Source organism: Paenibacillus sp. NEAU-GSW1 (assembly GCF_009737085.1).
Lineage (GTDB): Bacteria > Bacillota > Bacilli > Paenibacillales > Paenibacillaceae > Pristimantibacillus.
In genome coordinates this window covers 1-17,597 of the sequence record NZ_WOVL01000046.1, presented here as the reverse complement: position 1 = coordinate 17,597, position 17,597 = coordinate 1, and the positions used below count along the sequence as shown (strand labels likewise).

16 protein-coding genes, 3 tRNA genes and 1 rRNA gene are annotated in these 17,597 nt (G+C 49.1%); 5 read left to right on the top strand and 15 right to left on the bottom strand.

Translation table 11 applies throughout. The features are described 5' to 3' along the window. Positions 1 to 227 precede the first annotated feature (227 nt). Entirely contained in the window at positions 228 to 407 is a 180-nt protein-coding gene (locus GOM71_RS23195) for a hypothetical protein (protein WP_156285489.1), read from the bottom strand. Positions 408 to 486: 79 nt separating this feature from the next. On the opposite strand from GOM71_RS23195, the gene GOM71_RS23190 reads away from it, so the two are divergent. From GOM71_RS23190 to GOM71_RS23180, 3 genes are all read left to right on the top strand, one after another. After that, a complete protein-coding gene (locus GOM71_RS23190) occupies positions 487 to 1,164 on the top strand; it encodes a response regulator transcription factor (RefSeq protein ID WP_156285487.1) in 678 nt (225 codons plus the stop codon). Then, positions 1,161 to 2,537, top strand: coding sequence for a sensor histidine kinase (locus tag GOM71_RS25070; protein WP_367649764.1), 1,377 nt, complete (start codon positions 1,161 to 1,163; stop codon positions 2,535 to 2,537). The genes GOM71_RS23190 and GOM71_RS25070 overlap by 4 nt, the downstream gene beginning before the upstream one ends. Before the next feature lie 95 nt (positions 2,538 to 2,632). Further along, entirely contained in the window at positions 2,633 to 3,073 is a 441-nt protein-coding gene (locus tag GOM71_RS23180) for a hypothetical protein (protein WP_156285485.1), read from the top strand. Between the two features lie 72 nt (positions 3,074 to 3,145). Here the strand turns inward: GOM71_RS23180 and GOM71_RS23175 are convergent, their stop codons facing one another. Then, complete coding sequence (locus GOM71_RS23175) at positions 3,146 to 3,715, bottom strand: SLOG family protein (RefSeq protein ID WP_156285483.1); 570 nt, start codon at positions 3,713 to 3,715, stop codon at positions 3,146 to 3,148. 208 nt (positions 3,716 to 3,923) lie between these two features. On the opposite strand from GOM71_RS23175, the gene uraA reads away from it, so the two are divergent. After that, positions 3,924 to 5,228 (top strand): uracil permease, encoded by a 1,305-nt coding sequence (uraA, locus tag GOM71_RS23170; protein ID WP_156285481.1) that lies wholly within the window; start codon positions 3,924 to 3,926, stop codon positions 5,226 to 5,228. Positions 5,229 to 5,284: 56 nt separating this feature from the next. On the opposite strand, the gene GOM71_RS23165 is transcribed toward uraA, so the two are convergent. From GOM71_RS23165 to GOM71_RS23130, 8 genes are all read right to left on the bottom strand, one after another. Further along, the gene (locus GOM71_RS23165) at positions 5,285 to 5,848 is read right to left on the bottom strand and encodes a hypothetical protein (RefSeq protein ID WP_173275974.1); all 564 of its coding nucleotides are present in this window, start codon (positions 5,846 to 5,848) and stop codon (positions 5,285 to 5,287) included. A gap of 45 nt (positions 5,849 to 5,893) precedes the next feature. Next, a complete protein-coding gene (locus GOM71_RS23160) occupies positions 5,894 to 6,427 on the bottom strand; it encodes a zinc metalloprotease (RefSeq protein ID WP_156285477.1) in 534 nt (177 codons plus the stop codon). 223 nt (positions 6,428 to 6,650) lie between these two features. After that, on the bottom strand, positions 6,651 to 7,823 hold the full coding sequence (locus GOM71_RS23155) for a sugar ABC transporter permease (protein WP_156285475.1): 1,173 nt from the start codon (positions 7,821 to 7,823) through the stop codon (positions 6,651 to 6,653). Next, a complete protein-coding gene (locus GOM71_RS23150; RefSeq protein ID WP_156285473.1) occupies positions 7,820 to 9,343 on the bottom strand; it encodes a xylose ABC transporter ATP-binding protein in 1,524 nt (507 codons plus the stop codon). The genes GOM71_RS23155 and GOM71_RS23150 overlap by 4 nt, the downstream gene beginning before the upstream one ends. A gap of 22 nt (positions 9,344 to 9,365) precedes the next feature. Then, on the bottom strand, positions 9,366 to 10,427 hold the full coding sequence (gene xylF, locus GOM71_RS23145; RefSeq protein ID WP_173275972.1) for a D-xylose ABC transporter substrate-binding protein: 1,062 nt from the start codon (positions 10,425 to 10,427) through the stop codon (positions 9,366 to 9,368). A gap of 137 nt (positions 10,428 to 10,564) precedes the next feature. Continuing rightward, positions 10,565 to 12,133, bottom strand: a complete 1,569-nt coding sequence (locus GOM71_RS23140; protein WP_156285471.1) for a response regulator — start codon at positions 12,131 to 12,133, stop codon at positions 10,565 to 10,567. Further along, positions 12,111 to 13,580, bottom strand: a complete 1,470-nt coding sequence (locus tag GOM71_RS23135; protein ID WP_156285469.1) for a sensor histidine kinase — start codon at positions 13,578 to 13,580, stop codon at positions 12,111 to 12,113. The genes GOM71_RS23140 and GOM71_RS23135 overlap by 23 nt, the downstream gene beginning before the upstream one ends. Continuing rightward, the gene (locus tag GOM71_RS23130) at positions 13,580 to 14,560 is read right to left on the bottom strand and encodes a substrate-binding domain-containing protein (RefSeq protein ID WP_156285467.1); all 981 of its coding nucleotides are present in this window, start codon (positions 14,558 to 14,560) and stop codon (positions 13,580 to 13,582) included. The genes GOM71_RS23135 and GOM71_RS23130 overlap by 1 nt, the downstream gene beginning before the upstream one ends. A gap of 206 nt (positions 14,561 to 14,766) precedes the next feature. Between GOM71_RS23130 and GOM71_RS23125 the strand changes: the two genes are divergently transcribed. Further along, complete coding sequence (locus GOM71_RS23125) at positions 14,767 to 15,633, top strand: CPBP family intramembrane glutamic endopeptidase (protein ID WP_156285465.1); 867 nt, start codon at positions 14,767 to 14,769, stop codon at positions 15,631 to 15,633. A gap of 74 nt (positions 15,634 to 15,707) precedes the next feature. On the opposite strand, the gene GOM71_RS23120 is transcribed toward GOM71_RS23125, so the two are convergent. From GOM71_RS23120 to GOM71_RS23100, 5 genes are all read right to left on the bottom strand, one after another. Further along, positions 15,708 to 16,877 (bottom strand): stalk domain-containing protein, encoded by a 1,170-nt coding sequence (locus tag GOM71_RS23120; protein WP_156285463.1) that lies wholly within the window; start codon positions 16,875 to 16,877, stop codon positions 15,708 to 15,710. 238 nt (positions 16,878 to 17,115) lie between these two features. Further along, a tRNA-Gly gene (locus tag GOM71_RS23115) sits at positions 17,116 to 17,190 on the bottom strand. A gap of 7 nt (positions 17,191 to 17,197) precedes the next feature. Further along, positions 17,198 to 17,272: transfer RNA gene (locus GOM71_RS23110), tRNA-Gln, on the bottom strand. A 15-nt stretch (positions 17,273 to 17,287) separates the two neighbouring features. Next, positions 17,288 to 17,363 (bottom strand) — tRNA-His (locus GOM71_RS23105). Positions 17,364 to 17,473: 110 nt separating this feature from the next. After that, positions 17,474 to 17,597 (bottom strand): 23S ribosomal RNA (locus tag GOM71_RS23100); the annotation flags it as partial.

Below are 17,597 nucleotides of genomic sequence, written 5' to 3'. Positions count from 1 at the left end.
GCCAGGATCAAACTCTCCATAGAAAGGGTTTTCCGATTGTCCAGCCGAAGGCTGATCGGAAAATCCCGGTCAGAATTTGACTTGCTCATTACTTTTTATCGCTTTTCTATTAATTCGTTAGAATTAACAGGGCAGTTTCACTCGTTGTTCAGTTTTCAAAGAACAATTTCTTTTGCGACAACGAAAGTTATCTTACCACATCCGTTATCTCGATGCAAGCTTTTTTTTTAAGTTTGTTTTGAACTTTCGTTCGCAACAAGCTTGTCCTTCTTGCCTCGCCAACCGCTTATCTCTCGGCCGGAATTAGAATATACCATAGGCGATTCAGGTTTGGCAACCCCTTTTTTAAAAAAACTTTTCTTTTGTAATTTTCTCGCGTATTTCTCGCCTCCTGAACCTTTGCGCAAGTGGGATTACCTCCGTTCGTATGCTACACTTTTGTCGATATCCGTCCACTATTAGTTATGAATTGGAGATAGAAAACCGATGCGTTTAAACATTTTAATTGCGGACGACGATCCATCGATCAGGACGCTGCTCCGTTTCCTTTTATCCAAAGAAGGATATCGCGTTGTCGAAGCTTCCGACGGCGAAGCTGCGGCTGAGCTGCTTGTGAAAGAGCAAATCCATCTCGCCATTGTCGATATTATGATGCCGGCAAAGAACGGACTTGTACTTTGCCGCGAAATTCGCGAAGACTTCGATATTCCTGTCATCATATTATCCGCAAAAGGTGAAAGCGAGGATAAGGAACAAGGATTTCTTTCGGGAACCGATGACTATATGGTCAAGCCATTTGATTCGAAAGAGCTTATTTTCCGTATCAAAGCTCTTCTGCGCCGTTATCGGCTCGTTTCTCAAACTACAATAAAGCTGGGAGGCATTACGATCAATCGCAACAGCCATGAAATACGGCAAGGCGATATTTCTTTCGAATTGCCGCTGCGCGAGTTCGAGCTGCTTGCTCAGCTTGCAAGCAATCCCGGACGCATCTATACAAGAGAACAGCTTATTCAACTTGTCTGGGGAACCGACTTTACAGGGGATAGCCGTACCGTCGATGTGCATGTCAAAAGATTGCGCGAGCGTTTTGCCGCCTGCTCCGACGATTTTGTCATCACCACCATTAGAGGTCTTGGCTATAAGCTGGAGGTCAAAGAGTGAAAACATTATACTTTCGGATCGTCGCCACTTTTATCGCGATCGCCGCAGTCAGCAGCGTTGTCGGGCTCCTTATTACAAACATCTACTATAAAGAAAAGCTGCTCTCCAAAAACGAGATGCGTACGATGAATACCGCAACAGCTATAAAGGATCTTTATGAGCATACGCCCGGAATGGATTTTGACGGCTATTTGAAACAGCTTGCATCGCTTGGCTATCAATTTCATCTCGTCGACGCGCAGCTGAAAGCCAGGTCTTTCGGTTCTCCTTTCAAACAAGGGGCGCTGAGCTCCGAGCAGTACGAAAAAGTCCTTTCCGGTCAAACCTATCAGGGCATGAATAAGGATAACGACGGTTTAACGGTTTTCGCTTTTTTCGTGAACAGCATCCGCAATACGGTCGGCATACCGGTCGATACGCCAGAGGGCAGAGTCGCGCTGTTTGTCAGGCCCGATCTGCAGCAGCAAATGGGCGAGGTTCGTCTCATCATGTTCGCATTTATCGTCGGCTCCTTCGCTGCAAGCTTATTGCTGATCATTGTCCTCAGCCGTTTGATCGTCAATCCAATCAAGAAGCTGACGAGAGCGACAGGACAAATCGCAATCGGCGATTACGAGGTGCGTCTGGCTAGCGAGAGAAAGGATGAGATTGGCGAACTTGCACGTCGTTTTGGCCGTATGGCGGAATCCATTAAACAGTCCGAGGACATGCGTCAGCAGTTTGTCGCCAACGTTTCCCACGAGTTTCAGACGCCGCTCACTTCTATTCAAGGGCTGGCTCAAGCAGCCGCTGACTCCAATATAACGAAAGAACAGTCCGATGCTTATTTGCAAATCATCGCCTCAGAGGCGATACGGCTCTCTTCGCTCAGCAAGCAGCTGTTGACGCTCGCTTATCTCGATCAGACGAAACGGCTTGAGCTTGCCCCTTTCCGTCTTGACGAGCAGCTCCGCCAAGTCATCATTATGCTTGAATGGCAATGGGCGGAAAAAGAATTGCAGCTCGAACTCGACCTTCCGGAAATCGAGATTCATGGCAAGGCGGAGCTTTTATATCAAGTTTGGACGAATCTGCTTGCTAACAGCATTAAGTTTTCCGAACTAAAAGGCTCCCTTCTTGTTGCCATTAAGCCTTGCCCGCCTGGCGACAATCAGATTGACATCATTGTAAGCGATACTGGCAGAGGCATTCCTCCTGACGATTTGCCGTATTTATTCGACCGGTTCTATAAAGCGGATAAATCGCGTTCCGCCTCCGGGAGCGGCCTTGGCCTGTCGATCGCCCAAAAAATAGTACAGCTTCACCGCGGCACAATTAAAGCGGAAAGCGATTATGGCAAGGGATCGACATTTACGGTTACACTGCCTCTGTAATACCCGTTTGTAACACTCCGTTCATCGTCCGTTCATCTTTCTAGCTAAAAATAAATCCCGTAGTTACTAGTTGCATTACGGGAGGAATCTTATTCATGTACGGAATATCTTTATTTTTTCATTTTTCCGGCTTGTTTCTTTGGATCGGCGCTCTGTTATTCTCAGCAGCCTCGCTGCTTCTTTTGCGTCCTCAGTTCGATTCGGACTCCATGCGCCAGCTTGCGGCACGCATAACGCGGAAATCGATGCCTTTCTCGCATATCGGCGCTGCGTTTGTGCTGTTAAGCGGCGTCTATATGATCCTTCAATTGGATATGGGAGCCGATAAGCCTTTCTGGCTTCAAGCGATGGAAAAAGGCGGCGGCGCCCTGCTGCTCCTGTCGGCGATTTTCAGCGGCATTACGGCAGGCAAAACGATCAAACGCATCGCGAATCCGTCTTTGCCCGCTCCAAGCTTAAAAGGATACGTAGCTGTTGCCGCCGTCTCTATGATTTTAAGTCTTGCCGTCCTGTTTATCGTTAGCATGAAGTATTAATTAAAAAGACAGCTCCCCCGCAGATGAATGAATCGCTCTGCAAGGGAGCTGTCTTTTTATGATCTAACGAAACTAACTGATTTCATCGTATCTTCGGCTGTTCTCTTCCTCAACGATATTCTGAATATCATCTGCTCCGATTCCGATGAAACGGTAGCCTTCGTCATCCTGCTTCTTCAATGCCTTTGCCTTTACAAACTTCGCGCTGCTTTCAGCCGCCTCTTCGTCATAAAACAAAACGATACCGTCCGTCTTGCGGAAAAGCAGCTCGTCCCTGGCTTGGAACTGCCATGGCCCGACATACGGCTGGTTGCTGACCGCTCCATAGTAATCGACGCTTTCGACAATGCGCTTGTAGTACTCTTTTCTTTCATCTTTCCACTGCTCTTCCTGATTGCTGAACGCCGTAATAATCGACAGCTTCAGCTTCGGATAGCGGCTTCGCTTCAACTCAAGCCCGACCTCGCATGCCCATAGATCGGTCCCATATTGCCCGGGCGTAACGATCCATTCAAGGCCCTCCTCGATAAGAGGGATCAGCTTGTTCTCGATCGCCTTCTTGATATAATCGATGTTCCGATGCTTCTGATCGAAAATTTGCAGCTCGTGCGCGCGATACCCTGTTACGAGCACATTTTTCATCCCACTAGCCACTGCCCTTCTGTCGCACTCTATATGCTCCATACTATAGCAGGACAGCAGCCAAAACGTGAGAGAATGTACGTTCCCTCCGCTTCCGGTCGTAAATTTTTTTTAAAGGTTTGTAAATTGTACGCTTGTCAAACCAATACTGTTATCTATAAAATCAATAAGGCTGTATTTCACTATCATCCTTGGAGGAACGTTCAACATGAAAAGAGAAATTGGGGTTCACGAGAGACCTCCGCTAGGGCCAAGCCTTATGCTTAGCTTGCAGCATTTATTCGCCATGTTCGGTTCTACAGTGCTTGTGCCGAACATCCTAGGCGTCGATCCCGCTATTTGCTTGCTAATGAACGGGATCGGCACATTGCTTTACATTTTTATAACCAAAGGCAAAATACCGGCCTATCTCGGCTCAAGCTTTGCTTTCCTTGCTCCGGTCGGGGCCGTAATCGGCAATTTCGCTTCGCCTGAAGAAGGCTACGCAGCGGCGCTGGGCGGCTTCATTGCCACCGGGCTTATCTTCACCATTGTTGCTCTCATTATCCAAGCTGCCGGGACTGGCTGGATCAACGTCGTGTTCCCGCCTGCAGCAATGGGCGCAATCGTCGCTGTAATCGGCTTGGAGCTTATTCCGACCGCAGCGGGCATGGCCGGCTGGATCAAGCCGCCGAGCGCCGCGCCGGACGCAGCATGGACAATGGACCCGGATGCCGTCATCATTTCGACCGCAACCTTGCTCATCACCATACTCGGCTCCGTGCTGTTCCGCGGCTTCATGCGCATTATTCCGATATTGTTCGGAATCGTCGCGGGCTACGTTATCGCTTCGCTGATGGGCTATGCGAATTTTGACCTTGTAAAAGCGGGCCATTGGATCGACGCGCCTGCATTTGCGGCGCCTTCGTTTGAACTTGGCGCTATTCTTACCATTATTCCCGCTTCGCTTGTCGTCATTGCCGAGCACATCGGGCATTTGATCGTGACCGGCAATATCGTCAACAAAGATTTATCCAAAGATCCGGGTCTGCACCGCTCGCTGCTCGGCAACGGCATCTCCACGATGTTGTCCGGGTTTCTCGGCTCTACGCCAAATACGACTTACGGCGAAAACATCGGCGTGCTTGCGATCACGCGCGTCTACTCGACGTTCGTCATCGGAGGCGCGGCCGTAATTGCGATCATCCTGTCGTTCCTCGGCAAGTTTTCCGCATTGATCGCAGCAATCCCTACGCCCGTAATGGGCGGCGTATCACTTTTGCTGTTCGGCGTTATCGCCGCGTCCGGCCTCCGTATGCTGGTCGAATCGAAGATCGATTACAGCAAGCCGACAAATCTGTACTTAACAACAATCGTTCTCGTCATCGGTCTCAGCGGCGTCAAAGTCGTGATCGGCGATTTTTCGCTTTCCGGAATGGGACTGGCTACCGTCGTCGCCATTGTGCTTAGCTTGCTCTTCAAGCTGTTTGAAGTGACCAAGCTATCCAACGACGATGAAGTGTCAGAGCATTAAATCGAAAACAGCCCCGCAAGAGCCGATTAAACGGCAGCCTGCGGGGCTGTTATTTTTTATTCATTGATTAGATTCAAGTCGCTGTACGAATCGACCGTTTGCAGTTCGCCGAATACTTCGTCAGATGGAATCAATTGGTCGCCCTTAACTTTAAACTTGCCTTGATAGACGCCCTTGATGACATAGGCATCTTCCGCTACAGGCCCATCGTACTTTTCGAGGAAAACGACGGCCTCGTCATTTTTAGCGAATACCGCATTGCCTTCCGCGATATATACGAGGCCCTCATACGAGCCTCCCGTCTCCAATATACGAATATCTGCCTGTTTCTCAATATCGCCTTTATATACCTTTTTCACCGTTGCATCGGATAGCGTAAATACGACATTGCCGTATTGATAGCTGGATGTATCTTTAATTTTGACCCTCGCAATGAGCGAAGCGCTCTCTTGCAAGCTTTCGACGGATTCAAAGTGCTCCGACAGATCAAAATGCACATTCACCGTAGAAGCGCTGCCGCTTCCGGCTTCTTTCGTTTGATTCAAATGATTGATATAGAATACAACAATTATAATCGCTGCAACAATGGCAATAACCGAAATGATATTCTCTTTACTCATTCTCGCGTTAGGCAATATACTTCATCCCTTCTGTTCTATTATCGTTTAATATAGTGCATTGGCGCCTGCCTTATCATCGGATCCAGGCACCGATACTTGCCTTATGCCGGAGACGCTCATAATTTGCGTACTTTGCGACACATGATCAAGCCCGATGGCATGTCCAAGCTCATGCCCGGAGGTACCCTTTCTTCCTGTAACACTCAAACCGTCCATTGCAGATGAATTGAAATCAATATCCGTTTTCGTATACGTGCCTGACGTATGCACCGGTTTATTTTGCGTACGGGCATACCAGCCGATATTGGCGCCATACGTATCCTGTCTGAAAATAATGTTGGCTTTCGTTGAATCGGATTGATAAACAAAACTGACGTCCGTATCCGCATCGTTCCATGCAGCGATGCCATTGGCCATCGCCTGGGAGTAATTAGCCGTCAGCCCCAGATAGCTGTAGCTGATTGTCCCGCTCGCATACTTGCCGCCAAGCGCCACATACGCATTTGCTGCCGGGAGCGCTAACGCGGCCGACACTATAGAGAAAGAAAGAAAAAGCTTTACCATTCGTTGTTTAAGCATATAGACCTCCTATGTTTTGGATTAATCGGAACGGTTTATTAATTCCGATTTTAGTTCCCACCTAACTCGACGTATATATTTGGTAAATTGTTTCCTGTTTTTTTGCAAAATTTTTATTTTGTAATAAATTAATGCAAATCCCTGCCCATAGAACGACAAAAGCTGTACCCGGCGGTGGGCATTCCATCCGCTGGATACAGCTTTACGATCAAATGAATCTTGCTTACACTTTTTTTCGGTTTCGCGTGTAAATATCGACATAAACGGCAAGTACGAGAATGCCGCCTTTGACGATGTATTGCCAGAATGATTCCATGTTCATCAAGCTCATGCCGTTGTCTAGACTGCCCATTACGAGCGCGCCGATGATAGCGCCCATGATCGTGCCTGAACCGCCGATGAGGCTCGTACCGCCGATCACGCATGCAGCAATGGCGTCAAGTTCATAGTTTTGCCCTGCGCTCATCGTTGCCGCGTTCAGCCTTGCGGTCAATACTAGCGCGGCAATCGCTCCAAGCGTATTGCAAAGAATAAATACGAGCAGCACGCGCCGTTTAATATTAATGCCCGAGAGCTTCGCAGCCTCGGGATTGCCCCCGATGGCGTACACTTGTCGGCCAAAGGTCGTATTGCGCGTGATGAATGTAAAAATCAATGCAAGCACAGCGACCATAACGAACGGTACCGGAATCCCTTTATAGCTGTTCATCACAGCGACAAAGCCGAGAATGAGCGCTCCGGTAACGAGCATGCGGACGATGCTTACAGCAAGCGGCTCCACTTCAAAGCCGTATCGAATGCGCGAGGACCGCTTCCGCAGCACAAGCGCAGCGGCAATCAGCAGTCCCATAATGCCAAAAGCCCAGCCGATTAAGTCCGATGTGTAGTATTGGCCAATCGCCTTTAAGCCCGGCGATAAAGGAGAGACTGTCACGCTGCCTGTCGTACCAAACAAAATGCCCCGAAAAACGAGCATCCCGCCCAATGTCACGATAAACGCGGGGACCGCTTTATAGGCAATAATCCACCCTTGAATGAAACCGATAATCGCGCCAAGCGCTATCGCAGCGATAATAACCGGAATTGCGGGCCAGTCGTACCATACGTTCAGCATCGCGACTATGCCGCCGATCAAACCGACAAGCGAGCCGATCGACAAGTCGATATGACCGGCAACGATAACGAGCACCATTCCGATAGCCAGAATCGCCGTTACCGACATCTGCAAGAATAGATTGGATAGGTTTGTCGGGGATAAGAACCGCTCATGCAGCAAGGAGAAAAGCACCCATATCGCAATCAATGCGCCGATCATCGTATACGCGCGCGCATCGAATTTAAACCAATTTTGCATACGTGACGGCCGCGCCGGCACCGTTTCTGTTGTTGCGTTCATAGTCCCTTCCCTCCCGTCGCAGCCGTCATGATCGCCTGCTGCGTCGCTTCCTCCGAAGTAAACTCAGCCGCCCGCTTCCCTTCCGCAATAACCATGATCCGATGGCTCATGCCAAGCAGCTCGGGCAGCTCGGAGGAAACCATAATGATTGCGACGCCTTGCCGGACAAGCTCGTTCATGATCGTATAAATTTCAAACTTCGCGCCAACATCGATACCGCGGGTCGGTTCGTCTAAAATAAGAATTTTCGGCTTGGTCATTAACCACTTGCCGAGAACAACCTTCTGCTGATTGCCGCCGCTAAGCGTGCCGACAATCGTCTCTACCGAATTGGCTTTAATTTGCAAGGAGCGAATGTATTCATTGCCCCGTAAAATTTCCCGATTCGAATCGATTACGCCGCCGGAAGCGATTTGGTTCAGACTCGCCATCGTCACATTGCTTTTTACGTCCATGCCGAGCACCAGGCCGAATTTTTTGCGATCCTCCGACACAAGCGCCATCCCATGCTTGATCGCATGTTGCGTATTCTTGATTTTCACCTGCTTGCCGTCAATCTCAATGCGTCCGCTGGCGACTCCGGGATAGGAGCCGAACAGGCTCATGACCAGCTCCGTGCGTCCTGCCCCCATTAATCCGGCAATGCCGAATATTTCACCCTTGCGCACCTCAAACGACAGATTGCTAATAACTTTACGCGCTTCAAGGTCGGGGTCCATTACCGTATAGTTGTCGACCTTGAGCACCACTTCGCCAGGCGTTGCCTGGATTCTCGGAAACAGCTCCGTCAGCTCCCGTCCAACCATCAACGAGATCACTTTCTCCTCGTTAATGTCGCGCGCGTCATATGTGCCGACTGTGCGACCGTCCCGAAGGACGGTCACCGAGTCAGCGATGCTGAACACCTCTTTTAATTTGTGCGAAATGTAGATGCAAGTCACGCCGCGTTTCTTAAACTCGCGCAGGATGGAGAGCAATATGTCAACCTCCTGCTCGGTCAGCGCAGCCGTCGGCTCATCCAGTATAAGAATATTGGCTTTCTTGGACAGCGCTTTAGCGATTTCCACCTGCTGCTGTTTACCGATGCCGAGTAAACCCGTCTTAGTCTCCGGGCTGACATCGGTTAAGCCAACCTCTCTAAGCCACTTCTCGCTCTCCTTGAACACCCGCTCCCAATTAATGATGCCAAAGCGGGCCAGCTCCTTGCCGAGAAATAAATTCTCGGCAATAGACAGGTCTTTCGCTAACGCCAGCTCTTGATAAATGATTGCAATCCCCGCATCTTCCGCGTCTTTAATGCCGCCGAAACGTCTCTCCACGCCATTGATGAGAATCTGGCCCTCATAGCTGCCGGATGGATACAAGCCGCTCAGCACCTTCATCAATGTTGATTTGCCAGCCCCGTTCTCGCCGCAAAGCGCGTGGACTTCTCCCTTCTTCACGGTGAAGGTGACATCGTTCAACGCCTTCACGCCGGGAAATTCTTTCGTAATATTGCGCATTTCCAATGCAGCCGTCATGCCCGCTCACCTCACTGACTCGCTATTTGGCGTTTTTATAAACGTCGTCTTTCGAGTGGAAGCCGTCAGCGATAACCGTTGCATCGATATTGTCTTTATTGACCGAAATCGGGTCGAGCAGTACGGACGGCACATCGATCTTGCCGTTGTTTACCGTTTTGTCCGCGCCGACATCTTCGCCTTTCGCCAGCTTGATAGCCAATTCAGCCGCTTTTTCCGCCAACGCTTTAATCGGTTTGTACACCGTCATCGTTTGCGTGCCTTCAATAATACGCTGCGCTGCAGCCAGCTCGGCGTCTTGGCCCGATACTGGAATTTTGCCTGCCAGCCCTTGTGCCGTCAGCGCTTGAATAGCGCCGCCAGCCGTGCCGTCATTCGCCGCAATGACCGCGTCGATCTGATTGTTGTTTGCAGTCAAAGCGTTCTCCATGTTAGTCAGCGCCGCAGCAGGGTTCCAATCTTTGGACCATTGGTCGTATACGATTTGAATATCGCCGCTGTCGATATATTTTTGCAGAATGTTCATTGCGCCTTTCTTGAACAGATGCGCGTTGTTATCCGCTTCCGATCCGCCGATGTAAACAAATTTGCCTTTCGGCGCTTTCGCCACGATCGCTTCAGCCTGCATTTCGCCAACGCGTTCATTATCGAAGGAGACGTAAAGATCGACGTCGGAGTTTTTGATCAGCCGGTCGTAGGCCAATACTTTAATGCCAGCTTCATGAGCCTTCTCGACGATCGCTGCCGTTGCTTCCGCATTGTGCGGAACGACGACAAGTACGTCTACTCCTTGCGAGATGAGCGATTCCGCTTGTGCGATTTGCTTCGCGTCATCGCTGTTTGCTGCAAGCACCTCAACCTCAGCGCCCAGCTTCTCGGCAGCCGCTTTGAATAAATCGCGGTCTCTTTGCCACCGTTCTTCTTGCAGCGTATCCAAGGAAAAGCCGATTTTAATTTTACCGTCTTTGCCGGATTCTTTTTTTCCGCCGGAATTGTTGCCGCCGTTGCCGCTGCACGCCGATATTACGAGAATAATTGCAAAGATAACAAGCATAACCCCGCTTTTTGTCATACGCTTTGTCATGTTCTTCTCTCCTCACATCTAAAAATAATGTAAATGCTTACATTTAGAGGTTAGCATGCCGTCACGCCGATCACTCGAGCGTTCTCCTGTATTCTCTTGCGATGTTCTGGACTATTTTGCTATTGCTGCAATGCCGGTTACTTGCCCCCGCCTCCGAGCAGCGCTTTGCGGTAATCGGTCGGCGAAGCGCCGCACACTTTTTTAAACACCTTGCTGAAATAATTCGGATCGTTATAGCCAACCTCATAAGCAATTTCTTTCATGCTGCGTTCCGCATTGCTCATCAATGCCTTCGACTTTTCTACTCTGCAATCGGTCAGAAAATCGATATATCCGACGCCGGTCTGCTCTTTGAACATTTTGCTCATATAAAAAGGACTCAGTCCCGCTTGCCTTGCAATCGTCTCAAGCGATATTTCGAGATGCGAATTGGCCATAATATACTGCTTCACTTCTGCGATCACATCAGTTTGCTGACGGCTTCGCTGCCGCTCGGAAGCTTTGCGCATCGTGAACAGCAAACATTCCGTCTCTGTGCGAAGCTCAGCGTAATGATGGATTTCGAACGTATAATACGGCAATTCCGTCTCTGCCCCGAGCTCAAGCATGATGCGAAAAACTATCCATAATGCCTCCAGCATCCGCTGCTGCGCCATATGTACAGGCATTCCGCCAGCTTCATAGCGGGAAATCGCCGATTCGATTAACGAACCTGCCTCCTCCCATCTCCCTAGCCGGATAAGCTCTGTCATCTGCTTCTCCTGCCGTTTGCCTTGCTGCCAGCCGCTTTCTTGATCGGAACTATTCTGTAGATCCGCATAGAAACGATGCTTCGACGGAAACGGCGTTGCAGGCGCAGCCGCAGCCGCAAGCAATGCTTCCTGATAGGAATGGCGGGTATGATCGAGAGAAGAGCGCGGATCGCCTACGCCAATGACGATTTCCGGTTGTGACGCCAGCTGCGGAAGTGCAAGCAGCTCTCGAATCATTGATGCAGCTTGCGCCCGATACGATCGGTTTTCCTCGACAAAACCGATGATCGGCAAACATCGGCCCGACATGGCGCCGACCCACCCGTTTCCAATCTGCCGCAGCTTGAGCTTTACAGCGGAGTAGATTTCCTCGGATGCCGAAGCATCGCCTGCACTAGAGCGAATAAGCAGCACAAACGCCTCTGTGCCGCATTTTCCGCCTATAAGATTGAGCAGCTCATCCAAATGCACCTCGTGGACACGATCGAACAGAAGCTGGGTTACTACATCCGCTTCAACGAGCGGCATCACTTTATCAAGCGTGTTCCGTTCATTCAGCCGCTCATTCCGTTCCTTCTGTTCAATCCTAATTTGCTCCATCACGCTGCCAACCGTTTCCCGAATCTCGCCGATTTTACTCGGTTTAAGCAAATAATCTTTTACACCGAGCTTTATGGCCCTGCGCGCATATTCAAACGTATCGTAAGCCGTCACCATAATAAACCGAATATCCGGATAGTCCGCAGCAATAAGCTCAACTGCCTCCAATCCGTTCATAATCGGCATGCGAATATCCATTAAGATCAAATCGGGCTCATACACAGGGACAAGCTCGACCGCCGCTTTTCCGTTCTTCGCCTGTTCGATGAGCGTATCCGGAAAGCTATTGCGGAGTATCGCCGCCATGCCTTCCCGTTCAATCTGCTCGTCATCAACGATTAACAGCTTTAGCATAGCTTTCCGCCTCCCTCACTTTTGGAAGAGATAGTATAACGCTTGTGCCGCTGCCTTCAGTGCTTCTGATTTCAATGACATCGGATCGGTTATAGAATAGTCTGAGCCTGCGAACAACGTTGCTAAAGCCAATCCCTGTAGAGTGCCCATCCTGTTGGCGGTCCGGCTCGCGCTCCTCTACGATTTGTCTGATCCGATCCTGCGCCATGCCCAGCCCTTGATCCTCAATCTCGACGATTACCTTCGATCCGCCATCCCGTATGCGAAAGCTTATCGTCCCACCATCCTCCAAAGGCTCAACTGCATGAATGACCGCATTTTCAATGATCGGCTGCAGTGTCAATCCCGGAAGCTGGACGGCCAAGCACGACTCGTCAATATCTTGAACAAAGCGCAGGCGCTCCGTAAACCGGGATTGTTGAATCGCGACATATTCGCGAAGCACCTTGACCTCCTCGTACAACGTCACCGGACGGTCCAGCCGCTTTAAATTGTAACGGAGCAGCCTGGCTACACTGGCAAGCAGATCGCTCGTTTCCTCCGAGCCTTCCAGATAGGCTTTCTTGGACAGCGTATCGAGCGTATTGAACAAAAAATGCGGATTGATCTGGCTTTGCAAGCTGCGCAGCTGGCTTTCCTGGAGCAGCAGTTTATTCGTCTGCAGCTCGCTCTCCAGCTGCGCCTTTTGTTGAATTTCAGAAATCAGATTATTAATATTAATGCGCATACGATCAAACGTTTTGGCCAAAAAGGAGATTTCATCATTTGCCGGCACTTCAATTTGCACGTCAAACTGCCCTCGCGACAAGTTTCGCGCCGCTTGCGTCAGCTTCTGAATCGGACGCGTAATGCTTAGCGAGAACCAGTAAGTGAACAGCAGCAGCAGCACGGTAATCAGCGCCAGCATCCAAATGCCGAGCTTCTTCAACTCGGCCGACTGTCCGATAATACCGCGGTAAAATTGGTCATACGTTTTGAGCTCCGTATCCATCAGCGTCAGAGTCATCTCTGAAATATAAGTAGACAGCCGTGTCGCATCGCTAAAGTCATTCAACGCTTCTTCCCTGTTCTTATCGTTTAAAAATCGCACCGAACGATCGCTTGAATCCGCAAGACTATCTATTAAATTCAAATAATTCGTCAGCGTAAAATAATTGCCGCTATTCCGCAGCCCCTCAATATGTTGCCGAGCTTCGAGCAGCCGATGCCTGTCGGTTTCCAAATTAGCCAGCTTGGAGGATGACGGAGCCTGTATGTAATTGTTGAGCGAAATGACAAGCTGCTGGCTGTAGGCGCTGGCGTCATTCATTTGCAAATACCGCTGTAAAATGTGGTTGTACTGATCCTGCATTTTCTGATTGTAATAGGTTAGCGTCACCCAAATGGCAGCCATAATAAAAACGACGATCGCGACGAGAAGCCATATTTTTTTCTGAATCGTGTTCATCAGCGTCCATCCGCCTTCAGCAAACTGATCTCTGTAAAATATCCCTCGTAGTTCAACGGAAACATATTTCCGCTCAACCATTGCACCATCAGATCAACGCTGACTTTTCCCATTTCCTCGGGCTGCTGCTCAATGATGCCGTTTAATTTATGCTCTTTCATTAGCGTGCGGCTCTCCACACTGTCGTCAAACGAATAGAGATGAAACCGGCTGAGCTTCGATCGTTTGGCAATCTCCTGCACCATGGCGCTCGTATTATTAGCCGTAATCGATACGAATCCGTCGATCTGCGGTTCACTGTTCATGATCTGGGTCGTAGCGGCCATAACCTCCTCCCGCGTGTCTCCAGCCTTAACGAGAATCGTTTCTATGCCCGGCTGCGATTGAAGCGCGCTTAAAATGCCGTTTAATCTTTTATTCTGATAATCCTCTTCCCGATCGGACAGCATCAACACGACTTTGCCCTTCACGCCAATGTCGCTGGCCAGCTGCTCGCCGATCAGCCTGCCGGCTTTCTCATGATCCGAACCGATATAGGTTCTTCTTAAGCTTTTCTCAATCGGAACATCATTCGCTATTGTAAAAATCGGGATGCCGTTGCCCGCCGCCTTGACCGTAGAAAGCTTATTGAATACATCCGTATCTAGGCCTTGCACAATAATGCCGTCAACCTTTGATGCGATCGCAATTTCCATTTTACGCAAAAAATCCACCTGATTGGTCGTTCCGTAGCTGCCCCACACTGCGAGCTCAACGCCATGCCTCGCTGCTGCTTCAGACGCTCCCTTCTCAACCTGATCCCAGAAAGGCGTATCCATTTCCTGGGTTATAAGAACAACCCGATAAGCGGAATCCTGCCCCTCTTCAAGTACGGCCGGCGCAGACAAATCAAAATTAAATACTTTAATGAGCGATGAAAGCGTAAAGGCGGATAGCACAATACAACCCGCCGAAAGCAATAGAATGAACAGCTTTCTCATACAGGGCCGGCTCCTTCGACAGCGTTATTGATCAGTATATGTCCATAAAAACGCTTACATTTTCATTAATCGTACCACAATTGTATATTTCTAGATATCATATTTTGCGTGCAGCTCGGCTTGCGTCTAGTGGATATGTTGACACTATGTGGAATATCATTCTATATTTGCATAGTTGAATCTAATTATATGAGAGGCGGTTAATCATGAAGACCCATGCATCTGTAACAGGAAAAATATTACTTAGCTTTCTAGTGGCATTTATAGCCATGATCATCATTGGAGTCATCTATGCGATCGTCGCTGTATCTTCGGGGCAAAAACTAACGGATATTACAGCCTCAGCCGAAAACAGCCTGTTCATGGGCATTGCTCAGACTGCATTCTTCGCGGCAAGCGCTCTGGGGATGTATGCGTTGTTCGAGAGGAAGAAGGGGTGGGCGCTCGGCCTTCGGCAAAACAACGGCTTGAGCCAAGCTGTTCAAGGACTTATTGCCGGGATCATCCTTATTACCATATCCGCCGTGCTTATCTGGGCATTCGGCGGAATCAGCTGGGAAACTTCGGATTTCAATAAGGATGTTGCCGTTTCACTGCTGCAAGGTTTGCTGCTCTTCGTCTGCGTCGCTGTCTCGGAAGAAATATACTCGCGCGGATATATTCAGGGCCTCCTTCGTTATCATTACGGCAGCAAAGCGGCAATCATGGTCAGCGCTGTTCTGTTCACGCTGCTCCACTCTATGAACCCAGGCATGTTCGAATCGCCGCTGCCCTTCCTTAATCTATTACTGGCCGGCATCATTTTAGCCTTGGCGAGAGAATTGACCGGCGGACTGTGGTGGCCTATTGGACTGCATTTGACTTGGAATTATTTGCAGGGCAATGTGTACGGATTTAAGGTGTCCGGCAAGGAAATGGAATCCGCTGTCCTCACCGCAACCGATAACGGACCGGCATGGCTGTCCGGCGGTTCATTCGGCATCGAAGGAAGCCTGGTTTCCGTTGTTGTACTCGTCCTGGGAACACTATGCGTCGCTTATATTTACCGCAAGCCTAACGCCGCGAAAAGATAAAAAAAGGCCGATCAAGGAGAGAAGGAACTGCCGAGGACGACAGCTCCGAGTAACTCCTTGCTCGGCTCTTTTGTTTATTTCTTTTTCCACGATGTTCCGTCAGAGTAAGCGACTCTGTCAATTTGAATGTTCTTCAACGTGCTCGTCGTATCATAGAGCGACAAGCTCCAAGTAAAGGTGTAGGTTTCGCCCATGCCGACGCTAATATTGCTTCCTCTGCCATAGAAGCGATTGCTGTCCGTGAAGAGACCGTTTGCTTTATCGCCATATGCATCGTAGGTGCTGAACGAGATCTCGAATGCGACAATGGTTTTCTCAGTTAAATTAGTCAGCTTAATATTTGCTTCCGGATCGCCAAGCACATCGTAGCTGATATTGTATCCCTCTATTTTAAACGGGATATTTTTGTTTTTCGAAAGCTCCTGTTTCAAATACTTCTTGTATTCCGCAACCTTCTGCTCATACAGCTTTCTCATGTTGTCCTCGAACGTTCCGTCCAAGTAATGGTTATCTGCTTTCGTATATCCCTTGCTGACTGTTTCCTTATCTTTCACTTCAATACTTTGAATAGCTCTGCCGAAAAACATATATTCATCGTAATCGACATCGATATAATCGCCAGGCTTTGCAGACGAATGCTCGAACACGCCTTTTTGTCTTGCGTTAAGCGTCATCGAATAATCCGCCGTATAGGTTTCACCGTCCAAGTACAAGTACTCGACATAATTGACGGTGATGTTATCTGTACTTAGGTTTTTCACAGTCGTATTAGTAATTTCGAGCGGCAAGCCTGTATAGAACTTGCTTTTCTCCAACGATGTCGTTTTAATCAGAAGGCTGTTTCCTTTCGTCGTCATCGAAGCGCCAAGGCTGTCGAGCAGAAAACGAAGCGGAACCATTACACGGCCATTCCGCTCAACTGCCGGAGTTCCTAGAAATACGGATACGCCGTTTGCCGTTGCTGTCGGCGCTCCCAAAACGATGGCAAGCGTCATTGTATCTTTCGTCGCAATAATACGTTTATTTGCTCCGTCCCAGCTGAATGTAAGGCCAAGGCCTTCAATCGTTTCCCTCGCGGAAACCAAAGTCGTTCCGTTCTCAGTTAATGGCGCTTGAGCATACTTTACCTTCGTTCCGTTAATATAAACACTTTTGTCTTCTGCCTTTGCCGCTGCTACAGACATTGCCGGCATCGACCATGCGAGTACGAGTACCATCATGATCATCAATAATGATTTCTTCAATTCCTTTCCCCTCCGGTTTTCTATTTTTTTTGGATGGATTATATTGCCATCCAATGACCAAAGGTAATTATATTATAAATTCCCTTATTGCGACAGAAAATAAATGGATTTCATAGAAAAGAATCTGCACCGGCTTTGCAATCCTTAAAAGTCGGAACTTCGTTTCGCGTTGAAATATAAGCGTACTTTCTTATATATATAAAAAAGCCCTGCTTTTCAGCAGGACTGTGCTTGTAAATGGAGCGGAAGACGGGAATCGAACCCGCGACCCTCGCCTTGGCAAGGCGATGCTCTACCGCTGAGCCACTTCCGCATATGTATGGCTGGGGATCTAGGGATCGAACCTAGGAATGACGGAGTCAAAGTCCGTTGCCTTACCGCTTGGCTAATCCCCAACAGGCTTTGAAAAATGGGGCGATCGAAGGGAATCGAACCCTCGAATCTCGGAGCCACAATCCGATGCGTTAACCACTTCGCCACGACCGCCATAATAAATATTGAATATAACAAAACCCACTCATGTGGGTGTATGAAACATTCAAAGCAAAGCATTGCGCCTTGAAAACTGGATGCGAAATGTTTGAACTCTTTAGCATTAGGATAAGCCCTCGACCGATTAGTACTGGTCAGCTCCACACATTGCTGTGCTTCCACCCCCAGCCTATCAACCTCGTCGTCTTCAAGGGGTCTTACGAATTGGGAAATCTCATCTTGAGGGGG